The sequence below is a fragment of the Vibrio satsumensis genome (assembly GCF_050337435.1).
Taxonomy (GTDB): domain Bacteria; phylum Pseudomonadota; class Gammaproteobacteria; order Enterobacterales; family Vibrionaceae; genus Vibrio; species Vibrio satsumensis.
In genome coordinates this window covers 169197-193848 of sequence record NZ_JAKJSX010000009.1, presented here as the reverse complement: position 1 = coordinate 193848, position 24652 = coordinate 169197, and the positions used below count along the sequence as shown (strand labels likewise).

Annotated in this window: 19 protein-coding genes; 11 read left to right on the top strand and 8 right to left on the bottom strand. The window is 43.9% G+C overall.

The window, feature by feature from the left end; translation table 11 throughout:
- Positions 1–64: 64 nt before the first annotated feature.
- The 4 genes from L4C44_RS13375 to ydiJ all read right to left on the bottom strand — a co-directional run bounded on the left by L4C44_RS13375 (position 65) and on the right by ydiJ (position 7471).
- A complete protein-coding gene (locus tag L4C44_RS13375; protein WP_428805209.1) occupies positions 65–1720 on the bottom strand; it encodes a trypsin-like serine protease in 1656 nt (551 codons plus the stop codon).
- A gap of 390 nt (positions 1721–2110) precedes the next feature.
- Positions 2111–3754 (bottom strand): trypsin-like serine protease, encoded by a 1644-nt coding sequence (locus L4C44_RS13370; protein WP_371713907.1) that lies wholly within the window; start codon positions 3752–3754, stop codon positions 2111–2113.
- A gap of 152 nt (positions 3755–3906) precedes the next feature.
- The gene (locus L4C44_RS13365) at positions 3907–4368 is read right to left on the bottom strand and encodes a methyltransferase family protein (RefSeq protein WP_428805208.1); all 462 of its coding nucleotides are present in this window, start codon (positions 4366–4368) and stop codon (positions 3907–3909) included.
- 67 nt (positions 4369–4435) lie between these two features.
- A complete protein-coding gene (gene ydiJ / locus L4C44_RS13360; RefSeq protein WP_428805207.1) occupies positions 4436–7471 on the bottom strand; it encodes a D-2-hydroxyglutarate dehydrogenase YdiJ in 3036 nt (1011 codons plus the stop codon).
- Between the two features lie 222 nt (positions 7472–7693).
- Between ydiJ and L4C44_RS13355 the strand changes: the two genes are divergently transcribed.
- From L4C44_RS13355 to L4C44_RS13325, 7 genes are all read left to right on the top strand, one after another.
- On the top strand, positions 7694–8377 hold the full coding sequence (locus L4C44_RS13355; protein WP_019821868.1) for a DUF3334 family protein: 684 nt from the start codon (positions 7694–7696) through the stop codon (positions 8375–8377).
- A 209-nt stretch (positions 8378–8586) separates the two neighbouring features.
- Positions 8587–9276 carry a DUF2786 domain-containing protein gene (locus L4C44_RS13350; RefSeq protein WP_123961915.1) on the top strand — a complete coding sequence of 230 codons (690 nt, stop codon included), beginning with the start codon at positions 8587–8589 and terminating at the stop codon, positions 9274–9276.
- Between the two features lie 113 nt (positions 9277–9389).
- Positions 9390–10055: a YiaD family glycine zipper/OmpA-like lipoprotein gene (locus L4C44_RS13345; RefSeq protein ID WP_019821864.1), complete on the top strand. Its 666-nt coding sequence runs from the start codon at positions 9390–9392 to the stop codon at positions 10053–10055.
- Positions 10056–10212: 157 nt separating this feature from the next.
- On the top strand, positions 10213–11313 hold the full coding sequence (locus L4C44_RS13340; protein WP_146489896.1) for a tetratricopeptide repeat protein: 1101 nt from the start codon (positions 10213–10215) through the stop codon (positions 11311–11313).
- 165 nt (positions 11314–11478) lie between these two features.
- Positions 11479–11667, top strand: a complete 189-nt coding sequence (locus tag L4C44_RS13335) for a hypothetical protein (protein ID WP_004733419.1) — start codon at positions 11479–11481, stop codon at positions 11665–11667.
- Positions 11668–12049: 382 nt separating this feature from the next.
- On the top strand, positions 12050–12457 hold the full coding sequence (locus L4C44_RS13330; RefSeq protein ID WP_146489895.1) for a SulA-like leucine-rich domain-containing protein: 408 nt from the start codon (positions 12050–12052) through the stop codon (positions 12455–12457).
- A gap of 277 nt (positions 12458–12734) precedes the next feature.
- The gene (locus tag L4C44_RS13325; protein ID WP_428805206.1) at positions 12735–13838 is read left to right on the top strand and encodes a phosphoribosylaminoimidazolesuccinocarboxamide synthase; all 1104 of its coding nucleotides are present in this window, start codon (positions 12735–12737) and stop codon (positions 13836–13838) included.
- A 164-nt stretch (positions 13839–14002) separates the two neighbouring features.
- On the opposite strand, the gene L4C44_RS13320 is transcribed toward L4C44_RS13325, so the two are convergent.
- Entirely contained in the window at positions 14003–14380 is a 378-nt protein-coding gene (locus tag L4C44_RS13320) for a hypothetical protein (RefSeq protein ID WP_019821854.1), read from the bottom strand.
- Between the two features lie 203 nt (positions 14381–14583).
- Positions 14584–16962, bottom strand: coding sequence for a helicase-related protein (locus L4C44_RS13315; RefSeq protein ID WP_428805205.1), 2379 nt, complete (start codon positions 16960–16962; stop codon positions 14584–14586).
- A gap of 184 nt (positions 16963–17146) precedes the next feature.
- Here L4C44_RS13315 and L4C44_RS13310 point away from each other — a divergent pair, with 184 nt between their 5' ends.
- The 3 genes from L4C44_RS13310 (at position 17147) to L4C44_RS13300 (ending at position 21397) form a co-directional block, all read left to right on the top strand.
- Positions 17147–18835 carry an NAD-dependent malic enzyme gene (locus L4C44_RS13310; protein WP_060982468.1) on the top strand — a complete coding sequence of 563 codons (1689 nt, stop codon included), beginning with the start codon at positions 17147–17149 and terminating at the stop codon, positions 18833–18835.
- A gap of 193 nt (positions 18836–19028) precedes the next feature.
- Entirely contained in the window at positions 19029–19829 is an 801-nt protein-coding gene (locus L4C44_RS13305) for a SanA/YdcF family protein (RefSeq protein WP_029405420.1), read from the top strand.
- Between the two features lie 197 nt (positions 19830–20026).
- Positions 20027–21397 (top strand): SLC13 family permease, encoded by a 1371-nt coding sequence (locus L4C44_RS13300; RefSeq protein ID WP_048607137.1) that lies wholly within the window; start codon positions 20027–20029, stop codon positions 21395–21397.
- Positions 21398–21654: 257 nt separating this feature from the next.
- Here the strand turns inward: L4C44_RS13300 and L4C44_RS13295 are convergent, their stop codons facing one another.
- Together L4C44_RS13295 and L4C44_RS13290 are read right to left on the bottom strand one after the other, a co-directional pair.
- Complete coding sequence (locus L4C44_RS13295; RefSeq protein WP_017631289.1) at positions 21655–22005, bottom strand: GlpM family protein; 351 nt, start codon at positions 22003–22005, stop codon at positions 21655–21657.
- 119 nt (positions 22006–22124) lie between these two features.
- The gene (locus L4C44_RS13290; protein WP_428805204.1) at positions 22125–23420 is read right to left on the bottom strand and encodes a GGDEF domain-containing protein; all 1296 of its coding nucleotides are present in this window, start codon (positions 23418–23420) and stop codon (positions 22125–22127) included.
- Positions 23421–23723: 303 nt separating this feature from the next.
- On the opposite strand from L4C44_RS13290, the gene L4C44_RS13285 reads away from it, so the two are divergent.
- The gene (locus tag L4C44_RS13285) at positions 23724–24548 is read left to right on the top strand and encodes a DUF2797 domain-containing protein (protein WP_017063586.1); all 825 of its coding nucleotides are present in this window, start codon (positions 23724–23726) and stop codon (positions 24546–24548) included.
- The last annotated feature ends 104 nt before the right edge of the window (positions 24549–24652 follow it).

Here is a 24652-nt window from a genome sequence, read left to right as displayed (position 1 = left end):
ATCCTCAAGCTGGGCTTTTTCATTCTTAACAATAGACCATGGTTTAAATGACAGTCACAGGTCTTTACTGACTACCTTTCCTCTTAAATAACGAAAATGACTTACGTCTCATCGCGCCGCCTAAAAGCATCACCAGCCAATACCAACCTAGTGAACCACCTGTCTTTTTGATGATTGGGTCTTCCGTTAAGCTTAACTCTTTAATCTCATCGGTATAAGCAAAGTTCTTAATGGTCACTCTGTCATGCCCTGCAGCCCCCACCTCATCTTTGCTGTACGCAATCATAAAACTATTGTCTTTAGCTCTCGCCATTGGCAATTCAACAGTCCCAGATAGTTGCCCCGCAAACGCGCCGACTTCAAAGCCGTTAATATAGATCTCCATATAGTCATGTTCTTCTTCAGAAAATACGGTTAGATCCAAAGACACAGTACCAGTTGGGATACCTTCAACAATGAATGCGGTGGATTGGCCATTGCCGATATCCGGTGAAGCTATCGTATTCCCTTCAACATCCCAAGCTTCGGTGCTGTATACACCATTTTTAGGTAGAGTGACGAGCACGTTCACCGTGTCAGAAACCTCATTCGCGCCAATAGCATATGCCTTTGACGTCACCACATCGACTAGTGAGTCGGTCGAAAGCTTGACACCAAAACCATGGTTACCCACTGAGTCTATGTTGTAGCTTACAGCCACTTCACAACTCTCATTCGGCGATAGCGTCATACAACTATTGCTCTTTATGATTGCACTGCCATTGTAAGTTATGGGATCGTTTGTACCGACAGCTAAAGATACGTTGGTTACATTAATCTCTTGATCTGATTTGTTCGTAAATTCAAACTTGTGTTCAAGTAGGCCCAAAGGTTGAGCGCCTAACATCACTTTAGTTTGGTAACTAAAACCTGCCGTCTTCTTATCAATCCAGTCAGCAAAGTGGCTTATGTTGGTGTATACGCCGAATGCATTTGGCTGTGCACAACCTTCCCCCCAACTCACAAGACCTAGCTGTTCGTAGTTACCATTGGTGTATAACATGATTGGGCCACCGCTATCTCCATTACATGAGTCACGACCACCTTCTTTGTAACCAGCACAAAAAGCATCAGAGCCAATATCTGAATATCCATCTCCTTGACCAAGGTTACATTCACGCTGACTAACCAAGGGAACATTCACTTGATGCAACTTACTCGTCGATGAGTATTGCTCTTCTGATGAATTCTGGTCACCCCACCCTATGACCGTTAGCATCTGACCTGCATTCAAATTATCACGGACATGACCATCGACAAGGTTGACCGCAGACTTCGTGGGCCTGTCACTAAGCTCAATAATGGCAATGTCATTGCTCGCAGGCTCTTGAGTATAATTTTCATGGGTATAAATTTGCTCAACAGAATAGCGGTGCTGCTCTACGTCGGGCGAAGAAAGATCAGAGACACCAATGACAACCTCAAAATCTTGGTTACTGCTTGCTTCGATACAGTGTGCTGCTGTGAGTACATATCGCTCACCAATGAAACTTGCGCCGCAGAACTGCCCTTCGTAGGCGTCCATATTTTTTGAAACGAGAGCGACCATGAATGGCCAACTACCTTTTGTCGCTTCGTTACCGTTGATAATTTGAGGGGAGATATCTGCCAACACCGGCATTGAAGAGAGGCCAACCGCATAAATACTTAGTGGCAGCCATTTTGTCTGGATAACTTTCATTACCTAACCTTTCATTTGTTTTAATAATGACGGGCAGGTTATTTGATAAAAAATAAATATAAAAGGTAAGCACACCAAAATATGGCTTACCTTGAAAACGTAACGGATATTAGTGGTTGGTTAACTCATTACCCCACAGAAAAAATCACACCCAAAGTCTAACCTTTTGTTTGTAATCAATATATTCCGCACCGAACAATTGCTCTAGTGCTCGCTCTTCTGGTTTGATTTGGCACTGATTGAAACCAAGTTAGAAACGGAAATCGGAGTTAGCTATAACCGTGAATTCAGATCAATAAAGCCCAGCTGATTTCATCCAGCTGGGCTTTTCGCGTTTAACTAAAGGTGATAGGTTGGCTATCAGTCTTAAGTTAGCGTCAGTGGTATAGCTTACTGATCACCTTTCATCTTCAGTGGTGAAAATGACTTACGTACAGTCGCACCACCTAAAAGCACAAATAACCAATGCCAAGACAGCGAGCCGCCGCTACCGCCCCCTGAGCTTTTTGCGTTTTGCGTTCCTTCAGACTTAGATATCTTTATCTCGTCTGTATACTTGAAGTTGTTGATTGTCACTCTGTCGTTCCCTGCAGAGCCATACCAATCTTTAACATATCTAATCATAAAGCTGTTATCAGCATCTCTAACTAACGGGAGATTGACTGAGCCAGAAAGCTTACCTGATACTCTGTCGATTTTTTTACCATTGATGTAGATCTCAACAAAATCATACTGCTCTTCCGTCGATGCAGTAAGATCAAACGAAACCGTGCCACTAGGGATGCCCTCAACAACAAAGGTTGTTGATTCACCATTACCAATAGATGGTGAAGCTATAATTCGTCCTTCTACATCCCAAGTTTCAGTATTATAAGCGCCACTGTGAGGTACATCCCCTAAAGCCGACATAGCACTCGTTGTAATGCTTGCCCCTATTACAGAAGCCTTTGAAGTAACAGTACCGACTAATGCGTCAGTTTGAACATCAATGCCAAATTCATGCTCACCAACAGAGTTTATATTGTAATTAACAATAACTTCGCAAACTTGCCATTGAGACATAGCTAAACCCTGGCATCCGTCATGAGCAATGACCATATTCGTAGCAGAAGTAGGAGAAACTTGAGTGACTACAACTGTTTGATCAGATTGGTTATGAAATTTGAATACGTGAGAGTTTTCTCCCAATGATCTTACGCCAAGCATTTCGATTGGACGGTAACTGAAACCCATGGTTTGCTCATCAATCCAATCGTCAAAATGACTGATATTTGTATAGACACCGTAAGCGTCAGGCTGCGCACAACCCTCACCCCAACTTACAATACCCAGTTGTTCATATTTTCCATTGCTCGAAATAACAATTGGACCACCACTGTCTCCTTGACATGAATCATAGCCACCATCGCTGTAACCCGCACAAAAAGCATCATCTCCAATGGAGGAATATCCACGGTAAGGAGCATTATTACATTCGATCTGGTTAACCAAAGGAACATTAACTTGATACAGTTCGCTCTTCGACGAGTACGCATCTTTTGAGGCATTCTGATCACCCCAACCCATTACCGTTAGCATTTGGCCAGCGTTTAAGTTGCCACGAGTATAACCATCAACGAGATTAACCACAGATTCCGCTGGCTTTTCTGCGAGCTCAATAATGGCGATATCATTGCCTGTCGCTGCAGAGTTGTAATATTCATGTACATAAATATTATCAACAGCGTATCTATGTTGTGCGGCTTGAGAGGCAGAAAGGTTTGATACGCCAATCACCACATCTAGATCTTCACGACCATTACCTTCCACACAGTGAGCGGCAGTTAATACATATCGCTCACCAATGAAGCTCGCACCACAAAACTGACCGTCATAAGCGTTCACGTTCCTTGAGACTAGCGCAGCCATAAATGGCCAATTGCCTTGTGTTGCTTCTTTACCGTTGATAATTCGAGCTGAAACATCTGCCAACACCGACGTTGAAGACAGACTCACTGCATAGATACCTAGCGACAACCATTTAGCCTGAACCATTTTTATTACCTAGCCTTTTATATCTTTTAATAATGATGTGCAGGCTATTTTATAAAAACACAATATGAAACATTGGTTATATTTTTTTGTGATGAAGCTCAACTAAATGATAATAGTTCTTATCTAATTACTTGATTGTCTTTGAATCCACATCAGATCCAACGCCTAACCTTTTGTTTGTAATCAACATATTCCGCACCGAACAATTGTTCTAGTGCTCGCTCTTCGGGTTTGATTTGGAACTGAGTCATATACATTACAAATACAAAACTGAGCAAAACACTGAGTAGGTTTTGGAAGAAGTAACCAAAGCAAAATAGCAGGATAAACAACCCTAGATACATTGGGTTTCGCGTGTAGCCAAAAATTCCACTGTCCACGACTGCGGATGCGGTTTCGACTTTGATCGGATTAACGGTGGTGTTCTGTTTTCGAAATTCCAATATGCCTGATATTCCAATCACACCACTCAATACAATCCCGATACCGAGTACAACCATTCCATAAGGCAGTGCCATTGCTCCTAGGATCAATTGCTGCGCACAAAAGTACGAGGCTATAAATACAATAATGAAAAGTGCAACGGGTGGTACTTTTAACTCAAGAAATCTCATAGCTTTCCTTATTAACAATTCCATTGTTAGTTTAGAAAAAAGCCCAGCAATTGCTGGGCTAAATGTATTAAAGAATTTTTGCGAGCGCTTGTAGTGGGTGGGCAAGCTTCTCACCCTCAAAACGCTTCACTTGGCTTCGACAGGAATAACCCGTCACTAAGCAACGCTCTTTCGGTAAGTCTTGCATCCTTGGCTTCCAACTTAGACCGTATATGTCTTTCGACATTTGCAGCTTATCGACTTCGTGACCGAAAGTACCTGCCATACCACAACAGCCGACAGGAACGCTGGTTAAAGCAGCGCCAAAGTGTTTGAAGATAGCGCCCCACTCTTTTTCAGCGTTTGGCATTTTGGTCTTCTCCGTACAGTGAGCAAACAAGTACCACATTTCTTCGCTTGCAGAACGCGCTTCAAAGTCACCGAGCGACGGCATTAACCATTCATGTACGGTGAGCACATCAAAGTCGCCACGCTTGTCACCTAAAATCTCGACGTATTCATCGCGGTAACAAAGCACCAGTGCAGGATCGACACCCACCAAAGGAATGCCGATATCAGCCACCATCGATAAGAAATCAGACGTCGATTTCGCCTCACGAGCAAAACGACTTAAAAAACCTTTTATGTGCAGCGCTTTACCATTCGGTTTGAACGGCAGTAGTACCGGTGTTTTGCCAAGCTTTTGAGCCAGAGTAACAAAGTCTTCAATCACCTCAGCATCATAGAAACTGGTAAACGGGTCTTGAACGATCAACACGTGCTGTTTCTTCTGCTCAGAAGAGAGCCCTTCTAGATACTGTAAATCGAAGAGTTGCAGCTCTTTGCTCGCCAGGCGATTTTTAAGTGTAGGCACCGACATCAGTGGTGCATCAACATAACCAACCGTTTTCGCTGTTGCGGTTTGTATCCACTTTTGACCCAAGGCAGCATTAACAACCTTTGGCGCTTTCGCCATTAGCGGCAGCATGGTTTCAATGTTGGCGACTAAATAGTCTTTTGCAGGGCGTTGGTAGCGTGAGTAATAAATGTTTAAGAATCGAGAACGGAAGCTCGGAACATCAACTTTAATCGGACACTGGCTCGCACACGCTTTACACGCAAGACAACCGTTCATCGCTTCGTGAACTTCATGCGAGAAATCGTATTCATGGCGTTTGTTCATTGTATTACGAACACGTTCCACCATGGTTTTAACCGGAGTATTGTCCTTCAGCGCTTCTTGCTCTAAATCGAGAATATCGACGCCTTGCTCTGTTAACTGGCGTAACCATTCTCTGACTAAGCCTGCGCGGCCTTTTGGTGAATGACGACGGTCAGCCGTAACTTTCATTGAAGGACACATTGGCGAGCTCGTGTCGTAGTTGAAACACAAGCCGTTACCGTTACATTCCATCGCTTGCTTGAAGCTGTCACGAACTTGTACGTCGATCTGACGATCGTAGAAACCACGCTTAGTATCAGTGACCTTCACCAATTCAGCGTCACTTTCTAAGGGCGTACAGATCTTGCCAGGGTTCATTTTGTTGTGCGGGTCGAATGCCGCTTTAACACGTCTTAATTCGGTAAATAGCTCTTCACCAAAGAAGTCTGGTCCATACTCAGAACGGAAGCCTTTACCGTGTTCACCCCACATTAAGCCACCGTATTTCGCCACCAGCTTAACCACTTCATCAGAGATCTCATGCATCAAGGCTTCTTGCATCGGGTCACACAAATCTAATGCTGGACGAACGTGCAAAACGCCAGCATCAACGTGACCAAACATGCCGTAGTTCAACTCTTTTGAATCAAGCAGGACTCTAAACTCAGCGATGAAGTCAGCCAAGTTTTCAGGTGGGACACAAGTATCTTCCGCAAAAGCGACTGGCTTAGCTCGGCCTTTCGCCGCACCTAATAAACCCACCGCTTTCTTACGCATGTTGTAGATTCGGCCAATGCTCGCCAAGTCGCTACACACTTGGAAGCCAATCACGCCCGCTTCTTCGCTTTCAACCATGGTTTCAAGGCGCGCAGTCAGCGCTTGAACTTGCTGTTCAACTTCCGCTTCATCTTGACCTGCAAACTCAACCATATTGATGCCAAGCATCTCTTTGTTCGGTACATCGGTCAGCAGGTCGCTCACGGTGTGCCAAACAATGTCTTGCTTCGCTAAGTTCAATACTCTTGAATCCACCGTTTCAACAGACAGCGCTTTAGCTTCTACCATGAACGGCGCATTACGCAGCGCAGAATCAAACGTGTTGTATTTGACGTTGACCAGTGTGCGCGCTTTTGGAATCTTGGTTAGGTTTAACTTTGCTTCTGTAATGAATGCTAACGAGCCTTCAGCGCCACATAGAACGCGAGTCAGGTCAAAGCTATCGTCTTGTTCGCTTATCGCGTTCTTTAGGTCATAGCCTGTTAAGAAGCGGTTCAGCGGAGGGAATTTATCTAAGATTTGAGCGCGCTTGTCTCGACAAACCGCCTCAGTCACCGCAAGTGCATGGTGAGCGAATTCACCCTCAACGGGTAAGCCATGTGATAAATCAGATTCTAGACATGAACCATCTGCGAACACCGCTTGCAGCGACAATACATGGTCTGACGTTTTACCGTACTTCAATGACCCTTGACCCGAAGCATCGGTATTGATCATGCCGCCTAAAGTTGCTCGGTTACTGGTAGAAAGGTCTGGAGAGAAAAAGTAACCGTAAGGGCGAACTGCATCATTCAATTGATCTTTAACGACACCAGACTGAACTCTTACCCAGCCTTCTTTCTCGTTAATCTCAAGAACCTTATTCATGTATCTTGATAGGTCAACCACGACACCTTTTGTTAAAGATTGTCCGTTGGTTCCCGTACCACCACCGCGAGGGGAGAAAGTCACACGTTCGTAAGCGGATTTAGAAACCACTTTACCGATAAGCACAACGTCTTGCGTTGTTTTAGGAAGGATGACCGCCTGCGGCAATTGCTGATAGACACTGTTATCAGTCGCCACAGCCAAACGGCTAGAATATTGAGATTCAATGTCGCCAGTAAAGCCCGCTGTTTTTAGTTCATCTAAAAAGCGTACGACAACTGGATCGACATCAGCATTGAGTTGAAGTCTTGGTAACATTTGCTTCCTGCCCCTACTTCGCTGATCCTATCAGCATTGGGTTATCTGAGATTTTTAATAATTTTCTTTGAATTTCGTCACTTTACTACTATTAAGATCATATAAAAAGGTGATCAAATCAGAATCTCAGTGCAAGAATGGAGAAATAGTCACTTTCGTCTTAATTCAGTAGTAATATACTGAATAACATTTTGTTTAAGACATCTCCACGAGCACATCACAATGAAAAAAAACAAAACAGTCACAACTGAAGATATCCTTCTTAAACTATGCCAATCAGTCTCAAGCGTACTTACTTCAGCGACGGCTTCTCAGGTGTCCTATTCAGCCATGGTTCAAAAGATCAACAAGACAAGCCTAAAGCCAGACTTTGGTTGCTTCGTTCTGTTTGACGGCGGTTTTTCTGGTCTTGTTGTTATCAATTTTACGTCGAAAGCAGCGCTAGAGATCTACACCAATTACATGCGCAATATGGGCATGCCTGAAAACGAACTCGCTGTACTTCATACTTCAGACGAAGTAGGTGATGTATTAGGTGAATTGATGAACCAATTGGTTGGTGACTTCACCAATAAGATCCGTAAAGAGCTACAAACTAACATCACACAAAACCAACCGAAGATGCTTGCGCTGAACAAGCAAGTGAACTTGTCTGTTGATACCAACCTAGATCGCCCACAAGCTCGCCGTGTGACCTTCTCTACTGCAAATAACAACATCTTCTATCTTGAGCTTGCAATGGATAAGACAGAGTTCATCCAGTTGGAAGAATTTGAAATCGCAGAAGACGAATGCCCGGATAGCATTCTTGAAGCAACTCAGAAAAAAATGCAAGAATCAAACAAGCCAGCACAAAGCTCAGGCAACGATTCTGCAGCAGATCTACTCGATGAACTGGGTATCTAGCGTGCTAATGCTCTAGTCACTCTAAAAAATCAAGTCACTAACGCCATCAATGCTCTTGATGGCGTTTTTGTTTGTGTAACCAAGCTAGCTTCTGCTGTCCGATATTCCCCGTCTCACTGAGTCATCAAACGAGTTTTGCCTTTCTGTTACCCGCGAAAACATGTAAAATGTTGGACTTTTAAAAATTTGCGGTACTGATTAAATTGTCGATGGATAAGAAAAAAGCCCTAAAGAAAATTGCCAAGTGTCTTGAGCTTGGAAATTCTGCGAACGTCAATGAAGCTGCCAATGCGATAAAAATGGCGCATAACTTGATGCTGAAATATGGTCTCGAAAAAGACGATATTGAATTTATCAAGATGGGGAAAACTCAGTCCAGTCACCTGTTACCTGCAAATATCAGTTCTACACTGCTGCGTGTTATTCGCGGTATCAACACCAAGTTTGGCGTAGAAGCCGTGTTACTGAATCACAAAGGCCTTAAGCGTGTTGAGTTCATTGGTGAAGCCGATCGCGCTATCTTCGCAGCCTTTGCGTTCGATATTATTTATCGCGAACTGAATGAGCACACTGGCCAATTCAGAAATAGCTTTGCTGGCTCAGGCACAGGATCCTTAGAAGTGACACGTCGCGTTAACTCGTTTGTTTCAGGTTGGGTAGAAGGTGCGCTTGAAAAGCTGCCAACCATCACTCCAGACGACGAATCAAACAACAAGATCAATAACTACATTGATAAAGAATTCAAAAATATAGACCGCGAAACGTTCAAGCAACAACTCAAAGAAGCGATGAAAAACCTTACTGCTGATTATGAAGTTGGTTTGAAGAAAGGTCGTAAATTGTCTGTTAATCGACCGGTTGGCGGCACCCAGGCAGCTAAAAAGATAACTAAATCATAGAGCCACTTTACATTGCTTCAGCGTATTGATAAAAACCATCAATAAGATTTACAGGACTATGTTTGTCATTCACATTCATTCGTTTGACAGAAGTACATGATGGAGAAAATACGTTGAAGAAAATCACACTAGCCCTAGCACTTACTGTCGCTCTAACGGGTTGTCAGGCAACTCAACGCCAAAACGCGACAACTGGCGAATCTGAGACTAACTCTGCAACTCAAGGCGCTCTAATTGGTGCACTCGCTGGTGCCGTTGCTGGTGCTGCAACTGGTGACTCTAAAGACCGTGGTAAACGTGCACTTATCGGCGCAGCAGGTGGTGCGGCTGTTGGTGGTGGTATTGGTTACTACTTTGACCGACAAGAAGCAGCCCTTCGTGAAGAGCTAATGAATTCAGGCGTTCAAGTTGAACGCGTCGGTGAGAACCAACTTCTACTTCGCCTAGAAAACGGCATCGGTTTTGATTCTGGCTCTTACGCTTTGGAATCAAGCATTCACAACACCCTTCGCGGCGTTGCTCGCATCCTCGTTGAATACCCAGACACTAGCCTAGTGATTGAAGGTCACACTGACAGCACTGGTAGCGAATCGACGAACCAAATCCTTTCTGAGCGTCGTGCTGAATCTGTTCGCGCATTCTTGATCTCTCAAGACGTTGCAGCAGGTCGTGCTATTGCTCGTGGTAACGGTGAACGTTACCCTCTATGTGACAACAATACCTCTCAAGGTCGTGCTTGTAACCGTCGCGTAGAAATTCAAATCTTGCCGCTTAAGTAGCACGACTAAAGCCCAGTCCGTCTTTATCTATTGAATTAACCTCTATATAGTTGTTCATCAGTTATGTTACTCAATTAATGTAATACTAATAACCAACAACCATAAAGCGTATTCATACTGACATATCGACTCTGGGCTTTTTTACGAGACTTATCTTTTGCTTATCCTATCCAACTTTTTGTCATCGTCACTGCTTAGAACTCTATTTCTAGCCCTCACCTTTTCCACGATACCGTTGGCCACACCACATTTCGTGCACGCTGCAAGTAGTGACGAGCTTTCGCTAGAATCACAACCTCAAGATCCCATTTCTCAATACCAATTAGCTCAAGCTTATGAATCGGGTGTTGACGTCCCTCTTAGCACCAGTGATGCATTATATTGGTACACGCAATCAGCAGAAAGCGGTAACCCAAACGCGCAATTTAGACTGGGCGAATGGTACTTGGCAGGAACTGGTGTTGAACAAAGTAATAAGCTTGCTTTGGAATGGTTTATTAAAGCAGCATTGCAAGGTAACCAGCGCGCGCCTATCGAAGTCGCAAAGATCTACGAATCCTCGCTAGAACAAGACCTCCTTCAACCGCTAGATGAAGCGCAGCTATGGTATGAAGCAGCCTTAAAAGATAATCCACAAGCAGAAGTGGGTTACAACCGTATTTTGGAAGCGCAATTCAATCAGCAACGTGCAAAGCAGATCTCTTCGATTGAGAAGCTCAACGACAACGTCAAAACTGAAACCAGCGCGAATCAAGGGCTATCTAATCAACAGGGAGCAAGCACTCTCCCTTCGCCTCTGCCATACGAAGAGCAAGCGACACGTTCCAACCTAACGTATTCAGACTATCTGATTGGCACAGCCTTGACCGTGTTGATTTCAATTATCAGCATCATTGCTACTCTCGTTATCTTAAGAAAAAGACAAGCTCTAAAGTCAGGTGATTCGCGACAGCAACAACAATCACTTGAAGCGCAGCTTAGCTCGAAGGACCATACGATTAAGCAGCAAAAACGCCAGCTGCACACTATGTTCCACGAATTGAAGAAGCAGAAAAACAGTAAAGGTCTGAGTAATTTGCAGGTGGCCTGCGCGCTATTTGGCTACACACCTAGCTCAATCCCTGACCAAAAAAGCATCAAGATCCGATACAAACAGCTATCAAAGATCTACCATCCAGATGGTCACGGATGTGACGAAGAAATGAAACGTTTGAACAATGCGCTAAAAACCATTTTACAAAATGTTACAAAACCGTAAACAAATACACATCTTCATTTTTCTAGATCTCAAAGATATCGATTTTATTGGTGTTGCAATCGATCCCCCTCTCAAAAACGGGTAACAAACTATTAACTAATGGGTCTTACTTGTGTCATAATTTGCGCCGAAAATACACCTGACTTAAACAGGTGAGGAGAGAATATGTTCACAATAGAAGGCGTTTGTGATTGGTGCAAAAAGCCAAGCCTAGTTAAAAAGCACGACTACCTAGATGGTAAGTGTCATCATGCATGTAAAGAGTGCAATGATATTGCAACCATTGATGTTCGCCAGTTCAATATTGGTGAAATGGAAATGAGAGCAAAACTCTCCCAAGCGACATTGAGATAAGCAACACCGTGAAATATAAGAAAGCGCCTAAGGCGCTTTTTTTGTGCCTGTGGTTTTAGATCTTCTATCTCTATCTCTATCTCTATCTCTATCTCTATCTCTATCTCTATCTCTATCTCTATCTCTATCTCTATACAGGTGTATACAGTACTTTTCTGTCAAAACCACTGTATACACCTGTATAAAGCTCACATTTTTTTCAACTTATGAGACAAAATAGCAAATTCATTCAAATTTAATTTATCAAATTATTTCAATGACTTAATTGCATTTCATTCATAATCCCAGACGAAATCGTCCAATAATCCCGCAAAAAACGCTTGATCTTATAAGCAACTAAAACTACTGTATACACATACAGCATGTATATAAGGACAGCAAAATGATTCAAGCACACGTTAAAGCACAACACTCTAGCCCGCTAGTTCACTGCGTATTTACATCAGTTTCTCGTAAAAGCAAAAATTCAAACGAGGAAGCGTTGTTTGCAAGAATGGCGTTGCTGTCCAATCAACATCAGTGGTTACTGTTTACAGCTCAAACACCAAGACCATCGGCAAAGCAGCTTAAGCAACATAATGTTTGCTGTGACCGCGTTATTCATATGAAAGCCTCTCACCAGATGACGGAAGTTGAAACGGTCGAGAAAGCCATCCGCTCTAAGAATGCGAGTGCGATTGTTGCAAGTGCATCGATTGATCAGTTCAGCCAACAGTACCTAAGAACATTAGGGTTACGTTTTCAATGTGAAGTCTTCTTTATGGATGCAAATTCAGAGCGTATTCACTAAGCTACCTTGCTTAGCCTTTTAGCTAACAAACATAGCTTAACCTTTGAGCTCAAAAAACATAGCTCCAAAACACAGTCCAAATATACTGCCTTCCCCTGCCCTATAATTCGCCCATTTTTTAGCGGATTGTTAGGCGGGGGTTTTTATTTAAACAATAGATTTAGCAATCGTTTGCTTTTTCTCTGGAAGCAAATAGTAGATTGAGTATAATGCCCGTCTAATCATGTGCACATTGCACTTCTCTGTATGACGTTTGATAAAAGATAGGAATGTCTAAATGAGCCTCGCTGATCAAGTTCTTGCCGTAAATGATGACCTCCCAATCCGCACTGATAAACCTGTCCACAGTGGCAAGGTTCGTTCGGTTTACTGGTTAACTGAAGAAGATAGCCAACGACTAATTAAAGAGAAAGGCTACGATGTAGCACCAGATGCACCTTTAGCAATCATGGTGATCAGTGACCGTATCTCTGCATTTGATTGTATCTGGCGTGGTGAAGGGAATCTGAAAGGTGTTCCAGGTAAGGGAGCGGCTCTGAACGCTATCTCTAACCACTGGTTCAAATTGTTTAAAGACAACGGACTTGCTGACAGTCATATTCTTGATATCCCTCACCCGTTCGTATGGATTGTACAAAAAGCTCGCCCAGTGATGATTGAAGCGATTTGTCGTCAATACATCACAGGTTCTATGTGGCGTGCTTACGCAAATGGCGAGCGTGAATTCTGTGGTATCGAGATGCCTGAAGGCCTTGAGAAAGACAAAAAGTTGCCTGAGCTACTGATCACGCCTTCAACAAAAGGGATTTTGAAAGGCATTCCTGGCGTTCCAGAAGCTGATGATGTGAACATCACACGTAGCAACATCGAAGATAACTTTGCAGCGTTCAACTTTACTCAAGCAAGTGACATCGCGCATTACGAGAAGCTGCTAAAAGAAGGCTTCAACGTAATCAGCCAAGCGCTAGCAAAAGTAGACCAAACCTTCGTTGATACCAAATTTGAGTTCGGTTACGTCAACGATGCTAAAGGCAAAGAAAAACTTATCTACATGGACGAAGTTGGTACTCCAGATTCATCTCGCATTTGGGATACTCAGGAATACAACAATGGCAACATCGTTGAGAATTCAAAAGAAGGCTTCCGTCAGTTCTTGATTAACTACTTCCCTGATGCCGACATTCTTTTGAACAAAGAACGCATGCCAGAACGTGAAGCATTGGCTCGTGACAATGAACTGCCTCTTGATTCGCTAATGTCTCTGTCTCGCACTTACCTTGATATCGCAGCGAAAATCACAGGTGCGGAGATCGTACTGAGCGAAAATCCTAAGCAAGAGATCATTGATGTACTGCGCGCTGACTATGGTCTAATCGACTAGTCGCTTAATTGCTTAATTGCTTAATTGCTTAATCTCAAAATAAAAAGCTAGAAAGCTAATAAGCTCGTAAACACAGATTTTAGATACTAAAAGGGCCTCAACATTGAGGCCCTTTTTACGTGTACGTTTTACTATTCCTGAGAGAGGTTATCGGCGAACTGAAGTTACAGCCTAATCGTGAACTCTTCTCCTGAATTACCCGCAATCACTAAATGACTGCGCGATTCAATATACTCGATCTGCTCTTCTTCAAGAGAATATGGCATCACCACTTTGAGCTCATTGATTCCTTCCAGCTTCGCGAGCTTGAGTAAGGTCACAATGTTTGACTCATCACTTTTACGCGTCGACATCGATTTCAATGCCATCTGCCATAAACGATCTTCAGGGCTTGCTAGCTCTTTAATGCTATCTCGCCAGACGGTACTGAACACTGGCGCAATTGTGGTGAGTGCTTCCAGAAAAGTCCATTTTTTACTGCATGAGGCGCCAAGAAATGTTGTGTAATCGAACTCTACACGCGTCTCTTCCTGTTTATCCATGATGTCCCCCGACACTTTGGCAACACAATATACTCAATATCTATCAACTCTTTCTTTATAGCAATAGGATATAGAAGAATAGTCTTTTATGACCTTTTGATTGGTTAAAAAGGCATATAAAAATCAAACTTGTAACAAAATAAGCACTGAAAAATCATATATGCACCTATTTGATTAATATTTTAGAGATAAAACTTATCCATCTATTTGATATCAATTATTCGGCTCGCTTTTTTGTACTGAATACGCCAGCCTGACCATGTCGGCAGCTCCCAACGTTTTGGCGATAACTTTCGACTACCCGATTGATAGTGAACGTAAATCAGCTTTCTCGCAGGCAAGTATTCTACATCGAGTTGCAAGTCGGCAAGGCTCAATGCAAACGGATATTTCTCCGAAAATTCTGAATAGAACCAAGTTGGAATGCCATCGAACGGTATGTCTGCGTGGTCAAATATTTCCAATTCGCTGACATCAGTAACACCTAACACTTCAAGCTGCTCTATAAACCATAGCTCAAAGTTAATGTTCTCAATTTCTGGTGTGTATTGTGTTTGCTCATCGAGACCGAGTTTCACATACAGTTGCCAGTGTTTGATTTCTTGAGTGCGAACCTTTGCAAAACCGGGAAGCTGAACCCCACTTAACACAAGGTCGACGATAGGCTTCAATGATAGTTGCCCTTCAGCCACGACAAGCTTGGTTGTAATTGTACGGCCTGCATACATCAACGCCATCTCGGTAAAAACGCCATCGTCATTTACTACTGTTTCGCCTTGCTCCCACTCTCCTAGCTGAGCATCAACTATAAGCTCAAGAGGAATGGGGGCCGTGACCGTCGCTAAGGTCAGCGTCTGCTTAACACCTCTTCCCGGCAAGCTGTGGGTATCAAGCACCAACATCGCTTGTGCATTGTCTGGGAAACGGTTCTGACGACCAAGTACTACCTCTAACGCTCCATTGGCAAAGGCTTCTTTCCTTTTCAACCGGCGCACAAACACCAATTCAGGATGCAGATTTACAATAGTCTTAAGCAGTTCAATGCGCTGGAAACGTGACGCGACTTCTAACTGAGGAAGTTCAAACACCTCACGCATTTGCTTCGCCAATCCTTGTGCTTCATTCAGTGCTTGTTGATCTATTTCTAGATTCGGATATTCGCGACCACGCACAATCTGAATCAACAGGCATAAATCACACCCTTCTTTCTCCTGTTGCGCGAGCGCTTCCAGATGTTCTGCATTGCTCGGTAATTGATACAAGCGAGCCGGAACGGATAACGCCGCTGTGAGATCGACCATCGCTTCTTTTAATGCTTTGGTTTTGATTCGAGTAACGATATCGGCATACAAAGCATCAATCGGCAACGGATACAGCTTTTTGCCATGCTCGGTAATTTGATGGTTGCCGTTAATTGCTTCCATCGTCAGCAAGGTTTGAGTTGCGCTATTTAGCGACTTCTCAGGAATAGGATCGAGGAAAGACAAACTCTCAAGCGGAGATCCACAACATGCCGCGGCCAACATAGGCTCGGTCAGCTCTTCACGCTGCAATTCAGGCGGTGTGACTAACTCTAACGCCGCATGCTCACCATATAGACGCACACAAACACCGTCCATGACCCTACCCGCGCGGCCAGCTCGTTGTTTGGCACTGGCTCGTGATATGGATTTAAGCATCAGAGTTGTTCTGCCATTACGCTGAACGGTGCGCCTTTCTAATCCTGAATCTATCACCACACCGATGTCAGGAATGGTTAATGAGGTTTCTGCAACGTTGGTCGCAAGAATGACCTTTCTCAAACCATTACCTGCAGTATTGATATTCCGACCCGATAACGCTAAATCTCGCTCTTTATCACTGACCGACGCATGCAATTTAATGACTTGGATATCTGGATTTTTCGCTAAGGCTTGTTCGCATTGCACAATCTCTTTTTTACCCGGCAGAAAAACCAACATATCGCCGGAAGACGCAATTAATTGATGATTCACTTCTTCCGCGATGCGCTGCTCTAGATGTCGGATATCAGGCAGAGTTCTGGATTCATTCGCTCTGTGTTCAATCTCAACTTGATAAGTTCGGCCTTCACAACTGATTCGATTCGCATCCAAATAATAAGCAAGGCGTTCACCCTCAATGGTTGCTGATGTGATCACCAAACGGTGACTCGCTTTTTGTTTCAGAATCGCCACCAGCAAGTCGATGTCCCAGCGTCTCTCATGAAACTCATCCACCACGATCACGTCAAAGCTAGCGAGCCCATCTTCTGACAGCCAACGCAGCGCGATACCAGGCGTCACAAAAACAACGTCAGTTTGCTCGTTGTACTCAGACTCAAGCTTAATCGCATAGCCCACTTTGCTCCCAAGCTTCTCGCCCGATTGTTGTGCGAGATATTTAGCCAGTGATGTACACGCGATGCGTCTTGGTTCCACCACCAACACTCGCCCATGTTGGGAAGCCCAAATTGGCAATCGCGTAGATTTACCCGATCCGGTTTCAGCCTCTACGACAAGGTGAGAATTAACGATTTGTTCGTGGAATACATTTTGATAAGCATCGATGGGAAGTAATGACATAAAAAAGGAGCGTCGCGAAAAAGTGTGAGCAAAGTATAACGAATTATCGTGTTGAAATTCGATAAGTGTGGGACAGAGGTAAGAATATCATTTTGTTTGCTCAGATCGCGGAGAAACTATTTACAATTGAATAACTAAACCGTTATCATTTTTCAGTTACCCTTTCTCCCATATTAGGCATCCAATGAACAACGATAAACGCCCTCTATATATCCCTTATGCTGGTCCTGCTCTACTAAGTACACCTCTTCTAAACAAAGGCAGCGCATTCTCTGCTGAAGAACGCAGTTCTTTCAACCTTGAAGGCTTGTTACCGGAAACCACCGAAACAATCCAAGAGCAAGTAGGACGTGCATACAAACAATATTGTAACTTCGAAAGTGATATGGATAAGCATATCTACCTTCGTAACATCCAAGACACTAATGAAACGCTTTTTTATCGTTTAGTTCAAAACCACATCTCTGAAATGATGCCTATCATTTACACGCCAACGGTTGGCGCAGCATGTGAGAACTTCTCAAATATTTACCGTCGTGGTCGTGGTCTGTTTATTTCATACCCGAACCGCGATCGTATCGATGATCTACTGAATAATGCGACAAACCACAACGTTAAAGTTATCGTGGTTACGGATGGTGAGCGCATTCTTGGTTTGGGAGACCAAGGCATCGGTGGCATGGGTATTCCAATTGGTAAGCTAGCACTTTACACAGCGTGTGGCGGCATCAGCCCAGCTTACATGCTACCAATCGTGCTCGATGTGGGTACTAACAACCCGCAGCGTCTTGCTGACCCAATGTACATGGGCTGGCGTCACCCTCGTATCACAGGTGCTGACTACGATGCATTCGTTGAAGAGTTCATCCAAGCGGTTCAACGCCGTTGGCCTGATGCATTAGTTCAGTTCGAAGATTTCGCACAAAAGAACGCAATGCCACTGCTTGAGCGTTACAAAGATCGCATCTGTTGTTTCAACGATGACATCCAAGGCACAGCTGCCGTAACGGTTGGCTCTCTACTTGCAGCATGTAAAGCAGCAAACAGCAAACTGTCAGATCAGCGTATTACCTTCTTAGGTGCCGGTTCTGCAGGTTGTGGTATTGCTGAAGCTATCATTGCTCAAATGGTGTCTGAAGGTATCAGCGATGCACAAGCTCGCTCTCAAGTTTACATGGTTGACCGTTGGGGTCTGCTACAGGAAGGCATGCAAAACCTGCTTGATTTCCAACAGCGTCTGGTTCAAACCAACGAAAACACCAAAGACTGGGAAAGCGACGGCACTGGTTTCTCTCTACTAGATGTTGTTCGCCACGCGAAACCAACAGTATTGGTTGGTGTATCTGGTGCTCCAGGTCTATTCAGCAAAGAAGTCATCAAAGAAATGAACCTGCACTGTGAACGCCCTATCGTGTTCCCACTGTCGAACCCAACAAGCCGTGTTGAAGCAACACCAAACGACATTATTCGTTGGACTGATGGCCAAGCACTTGTTGCGACAGGTAGCCCATTTGAGCCAGTAGTTCACAACGGCACCACTTACCCAATTGCTCAGTGTAACAACAGCTACATCTTCCCAGGTATTGGCCTTGGTGTATTGGCTGTGAATGCTTCACGTATCACTGACGAAATGCTAATGGAATCAAGCCGTGCACTTGCTACGTGTTCTCCACTCGCTATCAATGGTTCGGGCGCTCTACTTCCACCACTAGAAGAGATCCACACCGTATCTAAGAAGATTGCTTTTGCTGTTGGTAAGAAAGCGATTGAGCAAGGTGTTGCTCTAGAGATCACTGAAGAAGCATTACAACAAGCGATTGACCAGCACTTCTGGCAACCAGTTTACCGTCGCTACAAGCGCACGGCATTCTAATAAAGCGTGCTGTACTTTGAATAAAGCGTACTGCGCTTGGAATAAAGAGCGTTAATTCCTCTTCTAAGAGCCTCTGCTATTGCAGGGGCTTTTTTCTTTACACTGTCTTGTCTTTTTAACTGATTTTTCTCATTTTTATTTGGTATTATCGAGCACTCAAAAAATAATGCTCAGTCAAAGGACTATGCCGAGAGTGAAATTCAATTCTCACATTTGCCGAAACTACTTACTAAAAACATACAAAAAACTGCAAGGTTTTCTGTATGGCTCATTTATTGTGTTCTTGGTAGGCAGCGCTGCGGTTATTGCGATCGATTATTGGGTTTCATGGCAAGCGGAAGATCGCATCATCTACGATATTGATGAAGTGCCCGAGCTTGAGGTTGCAGTTGTGCTTGGCACAAGCAAATATTTGGGTAGAACACTCAACGACTATTATAAGCACCGAATTGAAGCGGCGATTGAGCTGTTCGATCGTGAAAAAGTGGACCAATTTCTACTGAGTGGCGATAACGCTCATCGCTCTTACAATGAGCCGTGGACGATGAAGCGCGACTTGTTGAAAGCAGGCGTCCCCGATGAACGTATCAATCTCGACTACGCGGGGTTCAGAACCTTAGACTCGATTGTTCGCGCCAAAAAGATATTCGATACCGATAACTTCCTGATCATCACTCAAAAATTCCACTGTGAAAGAGCGCTATTCATCGCCAATTCTTACGATATTCACGCGCAGTGTTTAGCCGTTTCAGGACCAACCCACCATTCCGGAACCACGATACGTTTACGTGAAGTGTTTGCGCGTACCAAAGCATTCCTTGATCTGTATATTATGGGGACAACGCCAAAGTTTCTTGGACCTAAAGAGCCTATTCAACCGAGTCCAAAACCGGAATCATTTCCGATTCCAAACCCTATTACTGACCCCACTGTAAACCCTGTTGTCGACCCTACAACAAGCCCGATTGCAGCCCCTGAAGAGACCGATGTGTAGAAAACTACACATTTTGAATTTGTTGCCTCACACTTCCCCATTGTTAAGCAAAAACACACCAACACTCCTTTATTAACTTGAGTAACATTCTTCCAACAAAGTCTGACCCTACATCAAGCTATATACCTCGAAAATAATAAGCACGACTCAATGAAGTCGTGCACCAATAAAACGAGGATAAACAAAAGGAGCGTCTTATGACGGCACTTGTTACTACACTGAAACACTGGTTGTTTACCCGCAACAGCATGATATTAATTGGTAATTTCACGCTATTTGCAGTTTTGCTTAATACCCTGCCATTCGAAGCGCAAGTGAATACAGGTTTAAGTATTCTCGTGTTCGTTGCCATTCTATGGTTAACAGAAGCTATTCACGTCAGCATAACCGCTTTGCTCGTTCCCCTATTGGCTGTCTTGTTTGGTGTATTCAACACGCCCGCAGCGCTGGCTAACTTTTCAAACCCAATCATCTTCTTGTTCATGGGTGGCTTCGCATTAGCAGCCGCACTGAACAAACAAGAGCTAGATAAAGCGATTGCTGACAAAGTACTGCTGATTGCAAAAGGCAGAATGTCGGTCGCTGTGTTCATGTTGTTCGGTGTGAGTGCCGGTCTATCAATGTGGATCTCAAACACAGCCACCACTGCAATGATGCTTCCTCTTGTTCTTGGCATCATGAACAAAGTCGACCAAAGTGAAGACCGCAACACCTACGTGTTCGTGCTATTGGGTATCGCTTACTGTGCATCAATCGGTGGCATCGCAACCTTGGTTGGTAGCCCACCAAACGCAATTGCAGCGGCAGAAGTTGGCTTGAGCTTCACAGAGTGGATGGCGCTTGGCTTACCTATCTCAATGATCTTACTGCCAATCGCGATGATTATTCTTTACGTGATGACTAAGCCAAAGCTTGACCACAAATTCGAGCTAGACCATGCCCCAGTTGAGTGGACAAACAGCAAGAAAATCACACTGTCTATCTTCCTTTTAACGGTAACGCTTTGGATATTCGGTAAACCAATCAACGCAATGATTGGCGGATTCTCTAAATTTGATAGCTTGGTAGCGATTGGCGCAATTGTACTGCTTGGCGCTTCTAGAGCGGTGGAATGGAAAGATGTAGAGAAAACAACAGACTGGGGTGTGCTTATCCTGTTCGGTGGCGGTATCTGTTTAAGTAATATTCTGAAAGCAACAGGAACCAGCGTATTCCTAGCACACTCACTAAGCGGATTTTTAGAAACAGCTGGCGTACTGCTTACGATTCTAGCCGTGGTAGCGTTCGTGGTATTCCTAACGGAATTTGCGAGTAACACGGCGAGTGCGGCATTGCTTGTCCCTGTATTTGCGACTATTGCTGAAGCGCTGGGGATGTCTCCAGTTATCTTGTCTGCACTGATTGCGGTTGCTGCATCTTGTGCCTTCATGCTACCAGTAGCCACACCACCTAACGCAATCGTGTTTGGCTCGGGTCACATCAAGCAGAAAGAGATGATGCGAATCGGTATGGTGTTGAACCTAGTTTGTATCCTAGTTCTGACTCTGTTCGCTTGGATTTTCTGGTAAGCACTAACGTCCAATAGACTTATGTTTATAGACTAGTACTTTTAGGGAATGCTCCCCTAAACTGGTTGAGCTTCCCCCAGCTCAACCAGTACAAAAATGCCCGCTCAGTTTGAAACTATCACTTAGTATGAAGTCACCACTGAACGGGCACATAAAAAAAGAAACGCTTTTCCCTTTTGGTGGCTCCGCGCCACCTTTTTTGTTTTGGCTATTTATTGGCTAAATCAAACCGCTCACCGCTCTTCAGAACAACAGCATTAAATCGCACTTGGCACTAAACGCGTCCAACCTAGCAGCAACATCGAAGCACACAATACCCACACTACGGTCGCTAACGAGAGAGTCGACACCAAGTTATAACGATAACTGAACACATACACTGCGCCAAGATAAGCGGCGTACGGCACAAGCGAAAACAGACCAAACAGCGCTGTGGTACGTAACTCCACCATGGTTTGTTCCGTGCCGACAATGTAGTGAGCAATCAGAGCAAAGGTCGGAAACAGCGGCACTAAACCAGAGATGTAGAAGCTCTTACTCTTCGACAATAGCGCAATCAACAAAACCGCCGCTGCACCCAGCAAGCATTTAAAGAACAGAGAAATCATTTTTGTACATTTTCCAAACAAACAAAGGCTCTAGAGGGTAAACTCATCTATCAGCCATAAAAACGCCACACGTCACATATGCACGCATGGCTTATAAACTAATCAAAACAATTTTCAGATTAGTGACTCAAGATCACCTGATTTCGACCTGAATGCTTCGCTTGATATAAAGCTTCATCAGCGCGAGCAATGGTCTCTGTCACTCGCTCTTGTTTCATCTCAGCAACACCAATACTGCATGTCAGTGGATCGCCATGAACCCAAAGGTGCTGGCTGACTAAGAGTCGGATTTTCTCAGCCTTTCGTTGTGCTTCGCCAAGATCAGTCTCCGGACAAAAAACAATAAACTCTTCACCCCCCCACCTCACCAACTTATCGGAAGCGCTGATCGAACTGCCGACCACCATACTGAACTCTCGTAAAATATCGTCGCCCATTTGGTGTCCGTACTTGTCATTCACGCTCTTGAAATAGTCGATATCAAGATACAACATACTTAGCTTTCCATGCCCCTGCTTAACCTGCTGAGACTGCATTTTTAGCCAATCACGAATAGCGTGACGATTTAAAACTCCAGTTAATTCGTCTCGATGAGCCATTTCCGAGAATTCGAAATTCTGTTCTCTCAATGCTCGATTGACGTTCTTTAAGTGAAGATGTCTTTTCTCAGCAATCACCATACGTTTACGCGAGTTATGTAGCTCTGAAATTAAGAATACGGTGCCAGTACCTACCCAAATAAACAGCAAGATTAAGAACAAGCTCTCGCCAGTGATGTAAGAGCCTTCAAATTCGATACTGCGAATAACAATGCGATGATGCCCAAGTTTAGCACCAGATGCAGTAGCAAATTCAACCATATTCACATTCGAAAACTCAGGTGCTGAGTGCTCTAACGCAATGTCGTTATCCGCCAACCACCATGTCATCACTTGCAGGTTTTTAATCGGAATCTCAATCACACCACCATCGATTCCTGGAGAAAACTCCATTCCGTTGTACTTATGTGTGTACTCGTTATCCGGAACTGAATAAGCAGGGTTGTAGTTACGTAGGTAGGTTCTCAAACGGCCGCTTGAGTCAGCCTCCGCATGGTAATCAATATTGACTCTAAAGGTGTGATACTGAGAGAGATCAAGGCCTTCGGTAATGTCTGGATTGATACGAATCGACAGGCCGCAATAAGGCCAAGGATATTCCGACTCTTTAAGTTCACAGTCGAGAATATACTGCCCATTTTCGTAGGATAATTGGGATGTACTAACGCCCCTATCAACTCGATCGCTAGTCGCGATAAATTCATATTTATCAGGGGTTATTGCTGTTATCACACGATTTCCGCTCACACGGTAATACTGCACAATGGCAAGCGTTGCGATAACGAGAAAGATAACAATCTTATGGATCCACTTCACGTCTAAGCTTCCGGCTTAAGATCCCTATAGTTGGGATTTCACGATAAAAAACAAGTCAGATAAATTAGTGATCTTGATGCCAATAAATCACTAAAAAACGTTATATCACGGCTGAACAAAATGTCATACTATATTTTTATGCCTATATTTCATTCAGATTATTTACATCGAGAATCAAGTAATATTGCGTATAAAAACAGGTACCATTTGTTATACTCATCGCATAATCATCGTTAACCGTACTGCCTGCTCACAGCGCAATCGAGTCAACGAAATAATAATCAAAATACAACGAGTAATGTCATGTCTTTATTAGCAAAAGGAACACTCAAAAAAATGAGTGCTTCCCTTGATGGTGCGGTTACTTACCGTTTACCTGTAGGTGAAGAGTTTGTAGAGCTAAACCCTCTGATTGGTAAAACCATCAACCTTACCCATACCGGCAATATTTTTTGTTGTTCGTGTGGTAAGAAAACCAAGAAAAGCTACTCTCAAGGCCACTGCTTTGTGTGCATGAAAAAGCTAGCAAGCTGCGACATGTGCATCATGAAACCAGAGACTTGCCACTACGATGAAGGCACTTGTCGTGAGCCTCAATGGGGCGAAGAGAACTGCATGGTTGATCACTTCGTTTACTTATCGAACACATCAAGCCTAAAGGTAGGTATCACTCGCCATACTCAAATCCCAACCCGTTGGATTGACCAGGGCGCGACTCAAGGTTTACCTATCTTGAAGGTAAAAACACGTCAGATTTCTGGCCTGATCGAAGTTGAATTAGCAAAGCACATTGCTGACAAAACCAACTGGCGCACGCTACTAAAAGGCGACGGTGACGATATGGAATTGGTAGAAAAAGCCAAAGAACTATTGCCATTGGTTGAGGATAAAATCCAAGAGATCAGAGCGAAGTTTGGCGACGATGCTATCGAGATTCTGAGTGAAAACATCACTTCACTGAGCTACCCCGTTGAACAGCACCCAGTGAAGATTGTATCGCACAACTTTGATAAGAACCCTGAAGTGACTGGTGTACTTCAAGGCATTAAAGGTCAATACCTTATCTTGGATACTGGTGTGATTAACATCCGTAAATTCGGTTCTTACGAAGTTGAGGTTTCTGCTTAATCAGCAGAGCGCCATCACAAGTGAGATACAAAAATGCCCTGAGGCTTCTGCTTCAGGGCATTTTTCATTTCAGATGAGACGATCAGCTTTAATAAAGCAACGTA